The following is a 17,462-nucleotide window of genomic DNA, read 5'->3' on the forward strand; positions in this document are numbered from 1 at the left end:
GCACGCAACTCACTGCGACAGAGAAGCTGCCTTACGCGGTCGCGCAAGATTACTTAGCACGAACACCAGAAACGCGAGACAACACCCTTATCATTGCTTACACAAACAATGATCGTGACAAAATCACTGAACACATTCGTACTGGCCTGATGAAAAATACAGAGATAGGCAAAGAGAACATCACCACCACAAGGCTACGCTCAACGGGCAACAGCAAAGAGGAACTCTCGACCATGATGCCGTATCAAAAAGGACTCATACTGAGCACCAAGCCAGGGGAGTACAGCACTATCACCAAGGTCGATTCTGAACATGGTGTGGTGATGGTCAAAGACCAAGAGAGCGGTATTGAGAAGCCATTCTTACCACGCAACAAAGACCATAAGTTCACAAGTCTCTTTGCCAAATCGGAAAAGCCGCTCTCAACGGGCGATAAAATCATGACTCGCTTTACCGATAAAGAGCGGGGCATCAAAGCCAATGTGCCGTACCACATCCTCAGTGCCACAAACGAGGAAATCACCGCCCAATCAAAAGACGGACAAACGTTAGCCATCAACCCTCAAGCCCTAAAAGACGGCCATTGGGACTACGCTTACACTCGCACCGCTGATATGGCGCAAGGGGCAACCTATCAACACGTGATAGCAGCGATTAAGGGAATGGGGGCATTGACCAACTTAAGACGGGCTTACATTGATTTAAGTCGTGCGAGCACTCACGTTAAACTCTTTACCGATAACCCTAAAGCCATGATGAAAAGCTGGCTATCAAAAGAGGTCAATAAACACAGCGCCATCGAAACGCTCAATACTATACCGCCCCAATCAACGACGTATTTTAATCACAACGCCCTGCCCCACGAGGACACTCGTTATCAAGATAATAACGGGGACTTTAATTACAACCAATTTAAAACGCACATCAATAAGGAGCTACCAAAATATACGGAAAGTTTAGCCATCAACCTACTTGGACAGCCAAACAAGTCAAAGTCTGACCGTGACTACCTCACTTTCGGCATTGGCAAATCAGCCATAAAAGTGTCATTAACGGGCGAACATCGAGGGTATTTTAAAGACTACACTACTGGCGAAAAAGGCTCATTGATTAACCTAGTAATGAGTTATAAAGAGATGAATTACAAAGAAGCCATGGCAGAAGCCCATAATATGCTTAATGAGCCAAATAAATATCAACTAGAGGAAAACAGTAAACATGACAAATTACTGCAAACCACACCAAAACATATTGCGCAATTTGAAGAAAGGGCGAAAGAATATGTACAGACGAGTCAACCACTGAAAGGAACCTTAGCTGAAACCTACTTGAATAAGTTGGGTATTGAACAGCCACAAGGCGAGCACGTCCATTTTCATCAAAGCGTTTATTCATCCGAAGATAAAAGCTTGCACCCTGCCATGATAACCAACATCCACAATAAAGACGGAGACACCAAAGCGATTGAAGTCACCTATTTGGATTTTCAAGGAAATAAAGACGACACACTTGATATTAACCCTAGAACCCTCGGCACAAAATCCAAACACCTGACACAATTTCATCAAGGCCATGATTTGCACACGACGATTATTAGCACATCAATTGAAAATTCGTTTGCGATTAATCAGGCGCATCAAGGCCAATACGATATAATCAATGTGAATCATAAGAATGACATTCAAAATATATCAACCGATGAACTTCGCCAACAAATCATCATTGCTCTTAGCCACGGCAATACAGATTTAAACCCCAATAACATTGAAAAAATAATGGCCAACTTTGCAGGTCGAGACATACAATTCGTCTCGCCTGAAAACATGCTCACTGATATCCAAGCGTGTATGGATAAATACCACCATCAAGGTGTCGATGAAAGGCAAGAATTAAACCAAGAATCGCTACCGATTGACACACTCAATGATAAAAAAGAGAGCGTTATTTCACAATATGGTAAAGATCAAGACAGTAAAGCATTAGAGCAGTTCGAGCCACAAGAGTCATCAAAGCAACAAGGACTCGACTTTGATAATAAACATCACGAGCCGATGGGTCGAGAAATCGAGCGGGAATTAGAAAGATAAAACAATAAAAAGGATAGCCCTAACAGGCTATCCTTTTTTTTCGCCTGCAAGAAAGGTATCCACTTTGTTATTAACATCGGCTTTAACTTGTTGCCTAAATGTTTTCGCTTCGTCTTTGACTCGAAATAGTTTTTCACCATCAAAGGTTTGACCATGAGTCACATCACTGACCGCTGATGTGTTGCGAACCACACGATAAATCTCTTCCATCAACTCTCGATTCGACGGTCTACCATCGTCACTATCGTTGAGCTTAATACGCAGTGCTAACGTCAACAGTTGACGAGTAGCTTCAGAATCACTCAGACGCTCCTGATCTCTAAATTTAATGAAGTCTTGCTCTAACTTGCCGCGTAAAGTGCTTTGTAAAGGGTAAGAGCGGGCCATTATCCTCTCCTTTTTAGTTCAATGAATCTCAATAATATATCAATATAATCACATTGAAGCAATCAACAAAACACCCACTTTAAACCTTACTGCAAAAGGGATAAATAAGAATTGAATGACAACTAATTTAAAACCCATTTAAACACCCCGCAGAGCCTTACTACAAAAGGGATAAATGCCATTTAATTGAGATTGCATATTTACCAATTGAGATTTCAGCGGCTAATTAGTTGAGATTTTGAAAATTTTTTTGAGGTTACTTTTAATGGTTGGGAAGGTTTTAAGCTCTTGTTTATATTGGTTTTATATTTTTACAGACAACCATTTAAATCGATTTTCGATTTAGCGAGGTGTGTGGATGATTCTAAAGAAGTGACGATCAACTCCAATGAACTTCCGTTTGTTTTGTGTTTTTGGGTGGTGCTCTAGGAACAACGAGAGCAAAAGCCGAACCGTTGGCGATTGAATCAAGGGTGATAATGTAAATATTGAGAGGGATGGAAAGCGGAAAAGGAAGAGTTTGAGATAGTCAGCACCGCACCACAATGGTGCATAGCTGCTAATTTTAATTACGGTTGGTAATAAACTTTTTGTACTTTTTGGATGTATATTTTTCTAGCGTTTTCGGTGCGTTTAGAAAATCCGGCATTATATGCCCCGACACTGTTCCAGTTATAGCCATGTGTAGCAAAGTTAGAGCTTAATACCCATGCGCCTAATGAAACATTAAAACACGGCTCATAAATATTCGTTTTGTTTAAGTTAAATTCAGCGAGTCGGGAGAACCAACTAGAGTTAATTTGCATCAACCCAAAATCACGGCTTATAATTTTTCCCGACCTGTTTTTATTTTCATTGTAAGCGTTGGGATCAAGACTGCTTTCGACCTGAGCAATAGAACGCAACAATTTTGGATCAACATTGTAATGAGATCCGGCTTCATCAAAACAGAACGCGCCCGCAGCGGTTGGGAACAATAACAATAGCAAAGATAATTTTTTCATAATCAAAAAAAATGGAGTCCGTTGTGTACTCCATTCTATCGCATATTGAAAGTGATTAATATTCACTCGGTAGTAAAACAGTTGTTACGCTTCTATCTCGCTCGGTAATGATCCATATACGTTCACCGCACAGTATGTATTCAGATATAATACGCTCGCCTGTTTTGGCCGCTTCGTCATTGGTTATTTTATCCTCAGCACAAACATTACCCCAATCCCCATTATTATGACGCATTAAGTAAATGTGTAAACTTGCCCCAATATTTTTATCCAGTAATTCAGCAATGCCTTGCGTCATGACTATCTCTCCTAACTCAAAAGGTATTGCTGTACAAACATAACGTTGTGCTTTCATTTCTTCTTGATTTGGAGTAGTATTCAAAGTGTTCATTTTATGTTACCTCATATTACTTAACTTGAACATGCCTCAATATTTACGTCTAATAAATATTGAGGCTTTTTATTTTTGGTTAATACACATCTTCTGTTTTACGAATATGATTAAATACCTCATAAATATCATCGTATGAATAGCCGTATTCTTCGAGCTTATCAACACAATCACAAATATCATTCGTATAAAAACATTCATGATTGAATAGCTCACGGCGAATAATGGCTTGCTTTCCATTTTCTTCAATATCTTTTTTGATCCCCTCTTTTTGAATTTCACCTAAACGCACCACTAAATTTTTAGCGTTACTTTCTGGGACAATCATTCCCATTCCAAGCGATACATATTCAATGCCTTTTTTCTTGGCATCATTAAACTGTTGATTAGAGAAAGCGAAAAATGCGCCTAGTTCATTGAATAAATCGGTTTGAGCTTGTTGGGTGTAATGAGATAGATATTTCATGATTTAAACCTCAGTGCTGAAATTAAGAGTGGTATCAATAAAAGTCGTTTTTAATGCTTTTGCTATCGCGTCACATTCTTGTTTTATCGCTGAAATAGCATGTTGTGATAATAGGTAATTTTTAACGTGTTTTTCACTACCGTTCGAAGTAGTTGCCATGAGTGAAAAACCTGTTTTCCACTGGTCACGAGGCGTTTCCCACGAACCGAAATATTCGACTCTTAAAACCAAATTAAGCACTTTAGAGGGTTCAATATAAGACGGTAGTTTTTGCAACAAACGCCAAGAGATATCATTTTTTGGTGAGCTTTCGAGTGCCAACAACGAAACGTTGGGCGCTGAATTTAATCTAGAGAGAGTTGGGGTTGAGTTTTGTTGTGCCATAGGGAGTTTCCTTTTTGTTTGAGTATCACTTTTATGGAGCCGCTTGGCTGTCCATCCCTCAAACACGGTTCTTCTCTGCAGGGGCGCGTAGCGTTCATTCACCCTTGCAGATAAGGTTCTGATTTGAGGAGGGTTAACAGCCTGCGAGCGCCATCAAATGATGCGAGTCGAAAGGAAAATCGGCACATAAGAAAACAAGCCCTTACTCGACCTTAATTAAAGTCAGTGAAAGGCAATGAGGAGGCACGACGAAGCGCAACTACGCAGTAGCGGAGGCGTTGGGTGATTGTTCGCAGGAACTTAATGCCACATCGAGCTGGCTCGATATGAGTGGCATAAGTTATCGCGGGAGGAGTGAAACGACGGAATGAGCCGACCGAAGGGAGAACGCCCAAAGGTTCAAAGGTTCAAAGGTTCAAAGGTTCAAAATGAGGATTTAGCAAAAAAAATCCCCACCTTGAAAAAAGGCAGGGATAATAACTTATTTAATAACTTGGATAGCAAGGCTAGCAATAACACCGACAAGAGTAGTGACAAGCAACCAGTTCATACGGTCAAACTTTTTGTCGAATTTAGCTTCTAACTTTTCAAAGCGCTCATCGACCTTCTCTTCTAACTTTTCAATACGTTCATCGACTTTATCAAAGCGTTGATTAGTACGGTTTTCTAACGCCATGAGTTCTTCACGCGTGGCGTTATGTTGAGCTTGGTCAAACAACAGTTTGAGCAAGTCTTTTTGAGTGATATCGTTATTGTTATCTTGGTTCATATGATTCTTCATTATCGTTTCCTTATTAGATAATACCTTAAAGCGGTGTTTTTTTCATCATGTTTACACGTAAGCTCAAGGTTGAAAATCAGGTTATTACCACTTGCCTAGCGAGCGTGCGAGTGGTGAGTTGTAAGGTCCTTATTTTTGACCTAGCTTGAAACAAGAAGAAAACAGAGCGAGGCATTAACAGTAAGGCTTGGTGATGAATTTGAACGAAGGTAACGAAGCGTTTCACCAAAGGTAAAGGTGTTAGACAAGCGTATCACGCCACGCGTTGGGTGATTGTTCGCAGGAACTTAATGCCACATCGAGCTGGCTCGATATGAGTGGCATAAGTTATCGCGGGAATGAACCGACCGAAGGTTTCAATTCATTGAGAAGCTATTGAGGCTTCCAGATAATTAACTAATGCACAATGGTCTTTAAGAGTTAATGGTTCAACAGAGCCTAAAACACTCTTACTGACGATTTGTTTTGTTAAAGGCAAAGACAAATTCACATATTGCTGCGTCACAAACACGATTTGAGAGAAAGTGGGTTCATTCAAAACGAGCGGTTTTTTACCTTTAACCCGAATTTCAAAACGTTCGACGATATAATCTTCTTCGTCGCCTTTTTCACACACCCATTCATCCACTTTTAACACACATTTTTCCTAATCCATTACAATTAAGAATATTGTACTCAAAGAGAAACGACGATTTATTGAGCGTTGATAAGTTATTGATATATTTCCCAAGAGAGACCATTCACGACACGGGGAAATCATCATGCAGCTATGCTGCATGATGACAATGTGGCATTAAAACCCAACATGCATCCACTTGGCGAAATGAGATTTCTGTGGTTCTGTCAGCGAGTTATCACCACCGTCAAAAACTCCAGTGGCTTCACCAACTCACCTTTCTTGAGCGATTCAACACTACTCAGCCATACAATACGGGCACTATACACTTGAGCACTGAAAATGTTAAGAGCAACTAAAGTACGCATTTACCCAACACAAGAACAAGCTGAGTTTTTAATAACTCAAGTTTGGTGCTGTTCGTTTTGCGTATAACAAAGCTCTACATTTAAAGTCTCACATGTACCGCAAGCATGGTGTAACGCAGTGCTATGGCATACATATATCGGCTGTCTGACTCACCTACAAACCAGAAACAGGCGTGGCTTATCAAGTTAGTCAATAGGGTCGGTTTCAAAAGAGCTTGTATCGCATTAGCAAACAAAACTGTCAGAACAGCTTGGGCAATGCTTCGCTATGAAACAAAATATCAGTCAAAGACATTATTTTGCTAGCAATATGAATTAACAGATTACAAATAATGATGTTCAATGGTTAGACTAGCTTACTGAGACCTTGACTACTTCGCAATGCTATAAAAAGCTTTTTTCGCGGCAAGGGCAGTAGGTGCGCATGCATCAAAGGTTAGAAGGTAGATCCTTCAATGAGAAACCGAATATACGACCGCATCTTATCCATTGCACATTCTTATCTTGTAAAACCCGTGGATTCCATATACGAAGTAGATGGCGGCCTTTTTTACGATATCTAGCTCTTCAGCTTGCTCAGCCAGTAATCGTTTGAGTTTGGCATTTTCATGTCTTTTTTAACGGCTTGACTGCCACCCATAGATTTGAGATTCATATAACGATAGTTGTCGTGCAGCAGCAGCGACACCGACTTTCTCAGCCAACTTAAGTGCTTCGATTTTAAATTCGGGAGCATGTTTGATTCGTGTTGTCTTGGTTGTCATTGTCCACCTCGTTAGTGATTGTACTCACTTAACGCAGTGTCCAAAACTGATGGTGCGGATCAGGCGGTCTTACACCAAATGAGTCGGAACGGCTCTACTGGCAAACTTATAAAACCGTGGCCAATTTTACTTGACCACTACACAGATACCGCCTTAGTTGGCGGTATCTGTGTTGATATTATAAAGTCAATGAGTCGTTTCGCAGACGCTTACAATACACTTACCGTTTACTTATATTATTAACCATTCTATTTGGACTACTTATAGATAAAGCTAATTCTGATACTCACAAAGTAGAAAAGAGCAAGGCCAATACTACACGCTTAAGTTCAGGGTTTTGCATTAATTGGCATCGGACAAATATCAACTAGGTAGCTTCAGGATATTAAGTAATTCCAAGAAACTGTTAAACACCTTTAATGCCATGCTAACTTCGTTGTCAAATGAAAATCTTAGTGTTTGATATCGAGTTGGTAGAAACTAACCTGAGTATAATCTCCAGCCTCAATACCTTCATTTTTACAACGCACTACACCCGTACTACATTGATTGTATGCACCAGCTTTAAAGAAGAACCATTCATTTTTATATCCAGCATCGTACTTATTACCAAGGTAGTGCCCCTTCGCTAAATCAATCGCAAAAGAACGAGTGATAGGTATTTTGCTCTCCAAGTTTTTCGTGAACTCGAGATACATAACATTACCATCAACTTGAATCTCGTAGGAGAACTTCTCCCCGAGTTTGATACCATCTGTGGGTTCTGGCTCACCAAATCGAATTTTAGCCTTGCCAAAAACATTGTGAGAAATATCCAAACGACGGTGGTAATCATCGCCTAATGCGTTATTTTCATAATTCCAATATACCGAACCATAGTTTTGATCAGGCAACTTACGGTAGAAAATTTTAAGGGGTTCATTCGTCCCTGCATGAATCTGTCCAATAACAACAGAGAAAGAGTCATTATGACGATGGTCACCACTTTGGCTTACATGGTCGACAGCAAGAGTCGCATTCATTTTTCCACCAATGGCACCAAACTTATCAGCATCAGGATGTGATGCAAGGACAAAATTGTTCGCAGGTTCATAAGGGCCAATCGATGCATTATCTGAGATTAAAGCATGAAGCTCAGAGCGAGCATTACTCGAATTCGGTGTTGTCATCGCTTTATTCGGAGCCGCAAACACCATTGCGCCGCTTTCTTTGTCGGTATAAAACCACGGTGCATGTTGGTAGTCTTCATTCAACTCAGCTTTGGAGATTTCCATCACTTTACCTTTACGCTCAGGTTTTGTGTCTTCCATCGGAATAACTATTTTCCATTTGGACAAATCAAAATTTTCAGACGGTGCTTTGCTTGGATCAAGTTGCGCCATCGCATGAGAAGAGATAGCCGAAATGGTCAAAGCCAGTAGGGTTTTAGAAGTAATATTCATTGTTGTTTCTCTTTATTGTTATGTTGAAAATCCACCGCGATAGCATTGCAACGGGTTTAGTGTATCACTGTGGTTGAAGACGACGCTCTTTGACTCCGAGATGAAGAAGCACACCGTCCCACTCGATAACTGCCCCCTCTTCATTTAGATGACAGCTCAAGTTCACCTCCTTTGCACAATTCATCAGTACACGGTGGTTCGAACGTGCAGGTAGCTGCCACTCTAGATGGTTGATTTGCTTCTGGGCATCCGATTCAACGTCACCATAAAAGTCACTAGAATCATTGATTTCTGGAACGAACCTTGGGCTCCCTATATCTTCTCCAGTAAGCTGAAGGAAATACTCAAGATTGCCTTGTAGAAGTCGAGTCTTATCAGATCCAAGCTCGACGTCACTCGGAGTGTGCAAACGCCATTGGAGCTCTCTCGCTTCAGTTAGCTCGATGTCGTCAAAAATCACAACACCTTTATCTGCTACTTGGACAAGCGTTCGCCAATAATGTTTGCAGCCCACGTAAGTCTCGGTTAAATCAAGAACAACGTAGTTGAAATCCGCGTCGTTTTTCTGTTTGATCAATTGAGCAACACCTGAAGGACAATCCAGCTTTTGCCCCATTCCAGCAATCAAAGGCAAGTTGTGCGCTTGAGTGGTTCGAGTCCACAAGCTGTGATGTTGGCTACCAAATCGATAACCATAACTGCCACTTGGGGTTAAGATATTTTGGCCCTGATCAACGAAAGCAAAGTTACCTTGGTCGCCATGACGGTGTGAGCTGTTGCCAAACTGACTCGCGCGGTAATACAGAGCCATCTTGTTTTTCGACAGCTTGCCCAGGCCAGCGTATGAGTAATAAATATGCGCTAAGTCATTTGAATACTCGTCGACGCCATCCGTCACCTCACTATGGCTCAACTGCGGCATGGTTGGCACAACATCTAATAGATGCAATTTGTAAGACTGGACTTCATCTTCTAGCACTTTATCCAAACGACGGGCGGCCTGATCACCGTAGCGCTGTGCGTAAATACGTAGTGGATTTTGAGCGAAGAACCCGGGCCACTCTTTGCCTTCTCGTTGACACCAAAAGCCGTCACCAAACGGGTGAATACGTTCTTGAGTCGCCACAAAGTCCATTGCAAATTTGACATAGTTTTTGTAAAACGGATGATTATAGAAAGAGAATCCACTCAAACGCTCCACAGCCAAAAAGAACGGATGATGCCACTTGGTATAAGACGACGAATAAAAAGGCCCTTCTACCCAACTTCCATCTTCGCCTCCATAAAATGGCAAAACACCTCGATAAATCGTCAATGCGTAGTCCAACCAACGCTCACACGTGGTGATATCAAACTCTTTATGCAAAGTAAGGGCGGCAATACCTAAGTAAGCTGGAAGCCTTGATGTATGAGAATGCCCGGGAAACTGCTTAAACTGGTCTTGTTCTAGCCTTTCTTCCATTTGAAACGCTAAGCGAACCAATAATGGACGAACAAAATCACGTTCTTCCCCTGTCAATAAAGGCGACAGCCAGTGGTAAGCGAGATATAAGTTCCTTGCTAAAGACAAACCGACCTCATCTCCCCAAGTACATGGGCGAAGCAAAGAAGCGGGTCCCTCTGGGCTCCACTCAGCAAGGCGCAATAACACCTGACAAGCTTGATGACCAGCAATATCGTCACCCCAAACTCGATAGAGTAACGTTAAGGCAATCAAATCACGGTCAATCCAGTTACGCACATTTGCAATGGCTGTACGCTTCCCTTCTTCCTGCCCTCTGCGATAGTGATTAGGGTATTGGATCGCTTCAATATCAATGTCTTCAACACTTGCAGCAAATTTCGCTCGAAACTCTGAAACCGATTTTTGTATAGTTGGGATATCAATGTCGAAATACAGTAAGAACTGATCATGCTCTTCACATAAAGCAAACAGCTCTTTCGCCGATGGGGCTAAATATTCCTCTGTCTCCGCATCAATAGAGAACTCGTGCCAAAGAGATAATTCCCCACTCTGCTCACACCTTACTCGCCAACGGTAGTTGCCCTGTTCAAGGGAAAAGTCCAGCTGCATCGGAGACTGAATACACTCCCAATGCCATGATTTTTTATGGTCTACAGCCTCTAACTCAAGACAATACAACGCTTCATAACGCTCATGAGGCCAGTTAAAACTGGGCGGATTTACCACCACAGTATTCTTTGTTGGTGAAGTAAATAACTGAAAGTCATGCTTTCTTGTTAGGGGTAACATGGATTAATTACTCCTTATTAAACCAGTGATATTGGCCTGACTCAGGGTCAATCCGACCAATTTGTTTAGCTGGCGTGCCAGCGACTATCGCGTAAGGGAGAACATCTGATGTGACCACGGAATTGGCACAGACAAGCGCGCACTCACCGACCGTCGTTCCCGGTGTAATAACGACACCAGAGGTAAGCCAGACGCCTCTTTGAATGACCACGCTCCCCTCCTCCCAACAACTGCGCCCACTAAAACAATTCGTCATTGGGTCAAACACATGGTTACCCGCAACAATAGAAACGTGAGGACCAATCGCGACATCTTCACCAATGACGACATCACCGTTGATGTAGCTGTACAAACCAACATAGCTACGTGGACCTAATTGATTGTCCCCAATGCGAACGATAGCGCCCGGCGCAATACGCACATTTTCATTCGTGAAACCAAGAATTTGAGCTCGTGTTTCATCGTCCGGTTTATTGTTGCTTTGATTGATATATAAGGTGAATTTACGAAACTCTTCATCGGTGAGTTCGCCACCAAATTTTTCTTGTACTGACATAGTGAGTTCCTTGGGCTGAATGAATTCAGCCCATTTTGATTAAACATTATTTGTTATAGAGATAGGATTTATTGAGCGGCTGGCTCTTTTTGAAGCAAGTAGAAGTAGACCACCAATACCACCGATGGTCAGAGCAACAATAATGAACAACATGCGCCCCCACATTGGATTCGGAATAAAAACCAACATAGAGAGGAACACCGCCGCAATCAGCAGCATTTTCCCAAGCATATCGCGCTGTTTGTTGTCCATTGCGATGCTCGTAGCATTCTCTTCCACCACAACTTCAGTATCAACATTGCTAAAGAAACGATTAACTTCAACTTCTCGCTCAGGAGCATGCCCTTTATAGAAGAACTGGGAGAGAACAAAGAAGGGCAAAGTAATTGACATATGGCCAACCACGCCAAGCGTCACTGATTTCATTTCCGCAAACTCACGAGCAGATAACGGTTGGTCGAGCCCAAGAATGCCTTGCATCATCTCTGGTGTGATGAAGAACGCAATGATGGATGACACCACCATACCGACTAAGATAGTGCCCCATCCGGCCCAATCTGGTGTTTTTCTGATGAAGAAACACATAATAGATGGAATAAGGACTGGGAATCCGACCAAAGTGCCAACGAGCATCATCAGGTCAAAAAGACCAAACTGCTTCAAAGAAGTGAGGAACAGGGCAGAAATGATAATGATAATTCCGAATGCAGCGGTAAGCACTCGGCTCGCATTCATTAATTTGGCTTCTGTTACCTCTTTACAAAAATAAGGTTCGTACACGCTTTTTAAAATGATCCCTGCATTACGGTTTAGTGCTGAATCCATTGATGACATTGTCGCGGCGAACATGGCTGCCAGCATCAACCCAACCATGCCAACTGGCATCTCGTTCTTAACGAACATGTAGTAAGTTGCGTCTGCGACTTTGCTGCCTAAACCTTCAAGTCCCCAAGTGCTGGTATCTGGATAATTTCCCGCGACAAACCAAGCAGGTAGGAACCACATCAAAGGGCCAATGATCATCAAACCACATGCTAACAGCGCTGCTTTACGAGCATTCTTAGTGTCTTTTGATGCAATAAATCGATAAGAGTCTACCATGTTGTTGGTACTGAAAAACTGCTTAACAAAAATACAGATAAACCAACCAACAAATAGGTATGAATAACTGTAGCCATCGCCGATGAGTTGTTGTGTCGGTAAGCCCACTTCAAGTAAATTGCCAATACCACCTGATTTCCAGATAGCAACCATCGCAGCAATAAAGGTCATGACGGTGATGATTATCATCTGCATAAAGTCAGAAGCGATAACCGCCCAGCTGCCACCAACTAAAGAAATAAATAGAACAACCAGTCCCGCCCCTACGATGGTCTGTTCTAAAGGGACGCCAATTACGGCACTAGTGAAAACGGCTAAACCATTCAGCCAAATCGCAGCTTGCAGCACACTTAGGGGAACGTTAGCCCATGTAAAGACTTGTTCATTGACACGCCCAAGACGTAAACGTATACCTTGGATCGGGCTGATCACACGCATTTGGCGGGCTTTCGCCGCAAAGAAAAGGTAGTTGACAAAATATCCAAGGGCGTTAGCGAAAAAAACAATCGCAACTGACATACCACTGGTCAGTGCTTTACCCATCAGACCTGTGAATGTCATGGCACTCAGCGCCATCATGAAGGCACTAGAACCAACCATCCACCAAAGCATCTTACCACCACCACGAAAGTACTCGCTCGTGTTCGCTGCGGCTGAACGAAACACCCAACCCAACCCGATAAGGAAGGCGAAGTACCCTAAAACTATGATTACATCAATGTCCATTTTTTTGTTTCCTGTTTTGTAGGGAGATAGTACGCACATCTCATGCAGTTCGACACGCTCTAATCGACATGTTTTAGAAACAACGGAGACTTACACCATAAACAAAACTAAACTAAACGGACTTAAACAAAGTTGGAAATAGCATTAATGTATAACAATAATACAAAAAAAATAGGCACTCGATGGATCTGAAAACACTCACCACTTTTGTCACAGTTGCGCGTTTAAAGAACTTCACAGCAGCCGCTAGAGAACTTCACACGGTACAGCCGACCGTGTCTCGTCATATTTCTGATCTAGAAAATGAACTGCAAACAAAGCTGTTTGATCGTACGACCCACCAGGTTGATCTGACCCCATCAGGGGAACGATTACTGCCAGAAGCCCTACACATCATCGAGAATGATCAACGAGTAAAGTCCGTAATCAAGCAGATAGATTCTGATGAACATCAAGAAATTAAAGTCGGATATCTTGCTACAGCGTGCTCTTTCTTCCTTCCGGAATTGATTAACCGATTTCGCGCTAGGTACACCAATGCCCAATTGCGTCTGTATGAAATGACACCTGCCGAGCAAATTGAGGCCATGGTCGACAATAAAGTTGATATCGTTTTCAGTCGTGAAAGCCATCACTTAGACGAAAGTTATTTTTCTTCTTATCTTGTCTACGAAGACAGCTTGACTGTACTCCTACCCCGAAATCATTCTCTCGCGGCTAAAAAATGCATCGACATTGAAGATCTCCAAAATGAAAGTCTTCATCTATTTCATCGCAATGAATGGTTAGGTGTTTATGAGAGAATCATTCGGTGTTGCAAGGAAAACGGGGTTGCGCCCAATGTCGTTGGAAACCCAATGAATATGCGTCACTTAGTTACGACCATCTCTTCAGGGTTAGGTATCTCCATCGCCCCTCGGTGCATTAAATTTATCGCAGATGACAGTTGCGTATGCAGGCCAATCAACCAAATCGACATTCAATTACCTTTAACGGCCTATTTCCGTAAACACAACAAAAACCGTATCGTCGATGAATTTATTTCGCACACCATTACTGAGAGTACCAAAATTCAAACAATGCTTTAAAGTTCATTGCAGGTTTAGAACCGGCGACGGTGTCGCCGGTTCAACGATCGCAGCATAACCTACCTCAGAATAAGTCCCTGACTGACCTAACTTCTGCTCTACAATCTAAACACGGGTGTTTGTTGAACACTTTCATTCTGTTTTCGCTATTTCAGATACACTCATCCTATGAAAAACCTAAATTGACCTGATTTGGGATTGAATCAGAGCATGATGGACCAGCTCTGACAGCCCCTCTCCAGCCCTAAAGACAAAGAATGCTCTCAAACAGGTCAACCTTCACATACCCTTTCAGCATGGCGGCGTAACCGGGCATTTCTGGTGAGTCTTTAGGGGCGATACCTAAGGCATCGTAGACCTTAGGGAGCATCTCACCACGACGTCGGTTCGATAGAAAACCAAAGTATCGAATCATTCTGAAGTGCTTATCTGGAATATGCTCAATCATGCGCTCTATCAGTGCTTCTGGACTCAAAATGAGGGACTCCGTCCGACCATTCCTATGGTTAAGATAATCAAACGTCACTAAGCCTCCCTGGAAATCATGTCGTAACCTAGACGCTGATATGGGCGGCCGCGGTATCGGCCCATGTAAGTCATGGTGAGGGTCACATTGGCCGTTTTCTTTGCAAAATGCAGCTTCCATCGACGGCAATATTGGCTGGTTAAAAATCGTGACCAATCTTGCTCATTGCGAATGAAAGGGCAGCCCTCTCCACTCAAATCTAACTCTGAGTAATGGGAGCCGAGAAGTTGAGTGATGGCGGCACGCCAACACTTTTCAGTGGTCTTCGCTTTAAAGAAAATGGGCTTCCATAGGCATGTCCTCTTACATAAGCCCCCACGCGTGACAGACAAATGGATGTGCACATTCCAATTCAGCTTTCTGCCGTAGGTGTGAAGTGCACAGAACACCCCGATATCGATATCCAGTTGCTTTGCCCATTCTAAGAAGATTTTGGCTGCGCAACTAAAGAGATGATTGAGAAGAAATCGATAAGATGGGCCACAATGTATGTGGAAGCGTCAACGTAACGTGTTGATACTCACACTCAGGAAAGACATGTTGTTGCTTTCGTATCCACCGCTCTGTCGCTTTAATGCCACAACTGCTGCAAAAGCGAGATTTACACGTCTGGTGAATGTATTTGTGATGGGTGCAGTTAGCATGGCGGCATCGATACTCTTTAGAGCCAAGTATCGTTGGCATTGAAGCATTGTTTGATGGGCTTATTCGGAAACATGGTCTATAGGATAAACGATTCATGCAAAGCACCCTAGTCGGTTGAGTCTCTTTGTTTTCGGCCGTAGGCCGCTCAGGCGACACCGTCGCCGGTTCTACCGCGTTGTAGATGCGTACCTGGCCAATTCGTGCCCGGAAAATGTAAGTAATTTACCAATTAATTGATTAACAAATCATTTTCAGACAGAATAATATAGTTATTCAACAACCAACATGCTCCTTATGTGTGAAATATTTGCTCATCAGCCAACAGAAAGTTACCAGTTTGTTACCCGCTCGATTCGTATAGATGGACATGCAACCAGCGTAAAACTCGAATCGAGCTTTTGGCTGGTCCTAGAAGAGATTGCTCACTCTCAGAATCTTACCGTGCCACGCTTCATATCAACAGTCTACACAGAGGCTCTAGAGCATAATGGTGAGGTAGGTAATTTTGCCTCCCTGCTTCGCTGTGCTTGTTTAATTTACTCCAGCAAACGATAACGATTAACGTATATGATTGCATTTAAATCAAATAATAGCCTTTCATAAAAAGTTTTGTCGTACTCACGTACTACCAGCCTGGTTCATTCACTCATTACTATCCTGACTTCAATTGAGGAAAAATAATGACTAAGCTGATTCACAGTATGATAAGAGTGCACGACCTAAAAACCTCTACCGTAATGCGCTAGAACTTGAAGTCACTGTTCAATATCAGCTCAATGACTTTACCCTAATTTACCTTGCCAACAGCGAAACAGGCTTTGAACTTGAGTTGACACACAACCATAATCAAACTACTCCATATGCTCATGGTAATACCTATGGACACCTAGCAGTCAGTGTCGAGTGTATAGAGAAAACACATAAACGTCTGGCGAACTGCGGTATTGGAACTTCAGATATCAAATCATAAAACTACGAGCAGAAACCGCTGGTAACCTTCTTCTTTATTACAGACCCCGATGGATACAAGATTGAATTTATTCAACGTGAAGGTCGATATCAATAACCAATAACCTAAGGAAATACAATGATTTACTTAACTGCACACTTTTACGCAAAATCCGGACAGGAAAAGAAGTTGCATGAACTACTCAGCGCAATGCTAATACCAACTTTAAATGAACCTGGCTGCATTAGTTATTATTTATTTCAGGATGAATCTGATGATAGAAAGTTCTTATTTCAAGAACAGTTTGCTGATCAAACAGCTTTTGACGCACATTGCAAAGAAACGCACTTCCTTAACCTACTTAGAGGCCTTAATGGACTGCTTGAACAAGAACCAGATATCACTTTCTATCACAAAGTGGAGCCACAAAGTTTAAGTTGATTCTCACAATTTAGTCAGAGTTACTTTTGGTGTACAACGAACAGTATTATCCCTTTAGTCAATACCATGTATGAAGTCGTCGATGTTGATTGTAATAACCAACCAGATAATCTGTTATTGGCTTGGCTCGCCTCTATAAAACTTCTATCACCATTCGTTGGCACCTATCCCGTTATCAAGCTTCTGAACACTCGCTCCATAGGGATATCTCAGCAATTTCCTTTCCTACCCATACTTTGAGTAATTCGATATTTCCATAGCAACTGACGATATTTCTTACTCGTATAGTAGCAACCTTGGTCCGAGTGGTACATCACGCCAGATGGTCTTCCAAGGTTCTCATAAGCCATGCTTTGCGCCTTGCCGTCAAGGCACTATCTGGTGAGTTAGACATTCCAACCGATGGCTTTTCGTGCGAATAAGTCAATGACAACCGCTAGATAAGACCACCTTTGCTCAGTCCGGATGTAGATCACATCACCGCAC

General features: G+C 42.3%; 15 protein-coding genes and 7 pseudogenes. 8 read left to right on the forward strand and 14 right to left on the reverse strand.

Going from position 1 to position 17,462, the window contains the following annotated elements; translation table 11 throughout:
- A pseudogene (locus tag SJY39_RS18735) lies at positions 1-2,087 on the forward strand (conjugative transfer relaxase/helicase TraI); the annotation flags it as partial.
- 27 nt (positions 2,088-2,114) lie between these two features.
- Here the strand turns inward: SJY39_RS18735 and SJY39_RS18740 are convergent.
- The 7 genes from SJY39_RS18740 to SJY39_RS18770 form a co-directional block, all read right to left on the reverse strand.
- Positions 2,115-2,474, reverse strand: coding sequence for a hypothetical protein (locus SJY39_RS18740; RefSeq protein WP_102332424.1), 360 nt, complete (start codon positions 2,472-2,474; stop codon positions 2,115-2,117).
- A 569-nt stretch (positions 2,475-3,043) separates the two neighbouring features.
- Positions 3,044-3,478 carry a lytic transglycosylase domain-containing protein gene (locus SJY39_RS18745; protein ID WP_102332425.1) on the reverse strand — a complete coding sequence of 145 codons (435 nt, stop codon included), beginning with the start codon at positions 3,476-3,478 and terminating at the stop codon, positions 3,044-3,046.
- A gap of 55 nt (positions 3,479-3,533) precedes the next feature.
- Complete coding sequence (locus SJY39_RS18750; protein ID WP_102332426.1) at positions 3,534-3,869, reverse strand: type I restriction endonuclease subunit M; 336 nt, start codon at positions 3,867-3,869, stop codon at positions 3,534-3,536.
- A gap of 79 nt (positions 3,870-3,948) precedes the next feature.
- Complete coding sequence (locus SJY39_RS18755) at positions 3,949-4,335, reverse strand: hypothetical protein (protein WP_102332427.1); 387 nt, start codon at positions 4,333-4,335, stop codon at positions 3,949-3,951.
- A 3-nt stretch (positions 4,336-4,338) separates the two neighbouring features.
- Positions 4,339-4,785 (reverse strand): hypothetical protein, encoded by a 447-nt coding sequence (locus SJY39_RS18760; RefSeq protein WP_390242544.1) that lies wholly within the window; start codon positions 4,783-4,785, stop codon positions 4,339-4,341.
- A gap of 415 nt (positions 4,786-5,200) precedes the next feature.
- The gene (locus tag SJY39_RS18765; RefSeq protein ID WP_102332429.1) at positions 5,201-5,500 is read right to left on the reverse strand and encodes a hypothetical protein; all 300 of its coding nucleotides are present in this window, start codon (positions 5,498-5,500) and stop codon (positions 5,201-5,203) included.
- 361 nt (positions 5,501-5,861) lie between these two features.
- Positions 5,862-6,137, reverse strand: a complete 276-nt coding sequence (locus SJY39_RS18770) for a hypothetical protein (protein ID WP_390242545.1) — start codon at positions 6,135-6,137, stop codon at positions 5,862-5,864.
- 321 nt (positions 6,138-6,458) lie between these two features.
- Here SJY39_RS18770 and SJY39_RS18775 point away from each other — a divergent pair, with 321 nt between their 5' ends.
- The 3 genes and pseudogenes from SJY39_RS18775 to SJY39_RS18785 form a co-directional block, all read left to right on the forward strand.
- Positions 6,459-6,551: a helix-turn-helix domain-containing protein gene (locus tag SJY39_RS18775; RefSeq protein ID WP_372042843.1), complete on the forward strand. Its 93-nt coding sequence runs from the start codon at positions 6,459-6,461 to the stop codon at positions 6,549-6,551.
- 4 nt (positions 6,552-6,555) lie between these two features.
- Positions 6,556-6,633 (forward strand): annotated as a pseudogene (locus tag SJY39_RS18780) (hypothetical protein); the annotation flags it as partial.
- A pseudogene (locus SJY39_RS18785) lies at positions 6,605-6,790 on the forward strand (IS110 family transposase); the annotation flags it as partial. The pseudogenes SJY39_RS18780 and SJY39_RS18785, both read left to right, overlap by 29 nt.
- Before the next feature lie 222 nt (positions 6,791-7,012).
- Here SJY39_RS18785 and SJY39_RS18790 read toward each other — a convergent pair.
- The 5 genes and pseudogenes from SJY39_RS18790 to SJY39_RS18810 all read right to left on the reverse strand — a co-directional run.
- Positions 7,013-7,248 (reverse strand): annotated as a pseudogene (locus tag SJY39_RS18790) (transposase); the annotation flags it as partial.
- 452 nt (positions 7,249-7,700) lie between these two features.
- Positions 7,701-8,690: a polysaccharide lyase family 7 protein gene (locus SJY39_RS18795; RefSeq protein ID WP_390242547.1), complete on the reverse strand. Its 990-nt coding sequence runs from the start codon at positions 8,688-8,690 to the stop codon at positions 7,701-7,703.
- 64 nt (positions 8,691-8,754) lie between these two features.
- The gene (locus tag SJY39_RS18800) at positions 8,755-10,944 is read right to left on the reverse strand and encodes a heparinase II/III family protein (protein ID WP_102332430.1); all 2,190 of its coding nucleotides are present in this window, start codon (positions 10,942-10,944) and stop codon (positions 8,755-8,757) included.
- Positions 10,945-10,951: 7 nt separating this feature from the next.
- A complete protein-coding gene (locus SJY39_RS18805) occupies positions 10,952-11,500 on the reverse strand; it encodes an acyltransferase (RefSeq protein WP_102332431.1) in 549 nt (182 codons plus the stop codon).
- 39 nt (positions 11,501-11,539) lie between these two features.
- The gene (locus tag SJY39_RS18810; protein WP_102332432.1) at positions 11,540-13,327 is read right to left on the reverse strand and encodes a transporter; all 1,788 of its coding nucleotides are present in this window, start codon (positions 13,325-13,327) and stop codon (positions 11,540-11,542) included.
- 182 nt (positions 13,328-13,509) lie between these two features.
- Here SJY39_RS18810 and SJY39_RS18815 point away from each other — a divergent pair, with 182 nt between their 5' ends.
- The gene (locus tag SJY39_RS18815) at positions 13,510-14,415 is read left to right on the forward strand and encodes a LysR family transcriptional regulator (RefSeq protein WP_102332433.1); all 906 of its coding nucleotides are present in this window, start codon (positions 13,510-13,512) and stop codon (positions 14,413-14,415) included.
- 177 nt (positions 14,416-14,592) lie between these two features.
- On the opposite strand, the pseudogene SJY39_RS18820 reads toward SJY39_RS18815, so the two are convergent.
- Positions 14,593-15,610: pseudogene (locus tag SJY39_RS18820) on the reverse strand (IS91 family transposase); the annotation flags it as partial.
- A 270-nt stretch (positions 15,611-15,880) separates the two neighbouring features.
- Between SJY39_RS18820 and SJY39_RS18825 the strand changes: the two are divergent.
- The 3 genes and pseudogenes from SJY39_RS18825 (at position 15,881) to SJY39_RS18835 (ending at position 16,976) form a co-directional block, all read left to right on the forward strand.
- Positions 15,881-16,141, forward strand: a complete 261-nt coding sequence (locus SJY39_RS18825; protein WP_162299045.1) for a ribbon-helix-helix domain-containing protein — start codon at positions 15,881-15,883, stop codon at positions 16,139-16,141.
- 125 nt (positions 16,142-16,266) lie between these two features.
- A pseudogene (locus tag SJY39_RS18830) lies at positions 16,267-16,652 on the forward strand (VOC family protein).
- Between the two features lie 21 nt (positions 16,653-16,673).
- Positions 16,674-16,976 (forward strand): putative quinol monooxygenase, encoded by a 303-nt coding sequence (locus tag SJY39_RS18835; protein ID WP_102332435.1) that lies wholly within the window; start codon positions 16,674-16,676, stop codon positions 16,974-16,976.
- 209 nt (positions 16,977-17,185) lie between these two features.
- Here the strand turns inward: SJY39_RS18835 and SJY39_RS18840 are convergent.
- Positions 17,186-17,452 (reverse strand): annotated as a pseudogene (locus tag SJY39_RS18840) (DDE-type integrase/transposase/recombinase).
- Positions 17,453-17,462: the final 10 nt, after the last annotated feature.

The organism is Vibrio sp. R78045, assembly GCF_042466085.1.
GTDB classification, from domain to species: Bacteria; Pseudomonadota; Gammaproteobacteria; order Enterobacterales; family Vibrionaceae; genus Vibrio; species Vibrio cyclitrophicus.

What these genes read in the sequence shown, in the direction of transcription:
- SJY39_RS18750 (WP_102332426.1), bottom strand. Translation starts at nt 3,869, where the DNA reads ATGAACACTTTGAATACTACTCCAAATCAAGAAGAAATGAAAGCACAA.
- SJY39_RS18745 (WP_102332425.1), bottom strand. Translation starts at nt 3,478, where the DNA reads ATGAAAAAATTATCTTTGCTATTGTTATTGTTCCCAACCGCTGCGGGC.
- SJY39_RS18825 (WP_162299045.1), top strand. Translation starts at nt 15,881, where the DNA reads ATGTGTGAAATATTTGCTCATCAGCCAACAGAAAGTTACCAGTTTGTT.
- SJY39_RS18805 (WP_102332431.1), bottom strand. Translation starts at nt 11,500, where the DNA reads ATGTCAGTACAAGAAAAATTTGGTGGCGAACTCACCGATGAAGAGTTT.
- SJY39_RS18775 (WP_372042843.1), top strand. Translation starts at nt 6,459, where the DNA reads ATGTTAAGAGCAACTAAAGTACGCATTTACCCAACACAAGAACAAGCT.
- SJY39_RS18795 (WP_390242547.1), bottom strand. Translation starts at nt 8,690, where the DNA reads ATGAATATTACTTCTAAAACCCTACTGGCTTTGACCATTTCGGCTATC.
- SJY39_RS18810 (WP_102332432.1), bottom strand. Translation starts at nt 13,327, where the DNA reads ATGGACATTGATGTAATCATAGTTTTAGGGTACTTCGCCTTCCTTATC.
- SJY39_RS18740 (WP_102332424.1), bottom strand. Translation starts at nt 2,474, where the DNA reads ATGGCCCGCTCTTACCCTTTACAAAGCACTTTACGCGGCAAGTTAGAG.
- SJY39_RS18755 (WP_102332427.1), bottom strand. Translation starts at nt 4,335, where the DNA reads ATGAAATATCTATCTCATTACACCCAACAAGCTCAAACCGATTTATTC.
- SJY39_RS18815 (WP_102332433.1), top strand. Translation starts at nt 13,510, where the DNA reads ATGGATCTGAAAACACTCACCACTTTTGTCACAGTTGCGCGTTTAAAG.
- SJY39_RS18835 (WP_102332435.1), top strand. Translation starts at nt 16,674, where the DNA reads ATGATTTACTTAACTGCACACTTTTACGCAAAATCCGGACAGGAAAAG.
- SJY39_RS18765 (WP_102332429.1), bottom strand. Translation starts at nt 5,500, where the DNA reads ATGAAGAATCATATGAACCAAGATAACAATAACGATATCACTCAAAAA.
- SJY39_RS18800 (WP_102332430.1), bottom strand. Translation starts at nt 10,944, where the DNA reads ATGTTACCCCTAACAAGAAAGCATGACTTTCAGTTATTTACTTCACCA.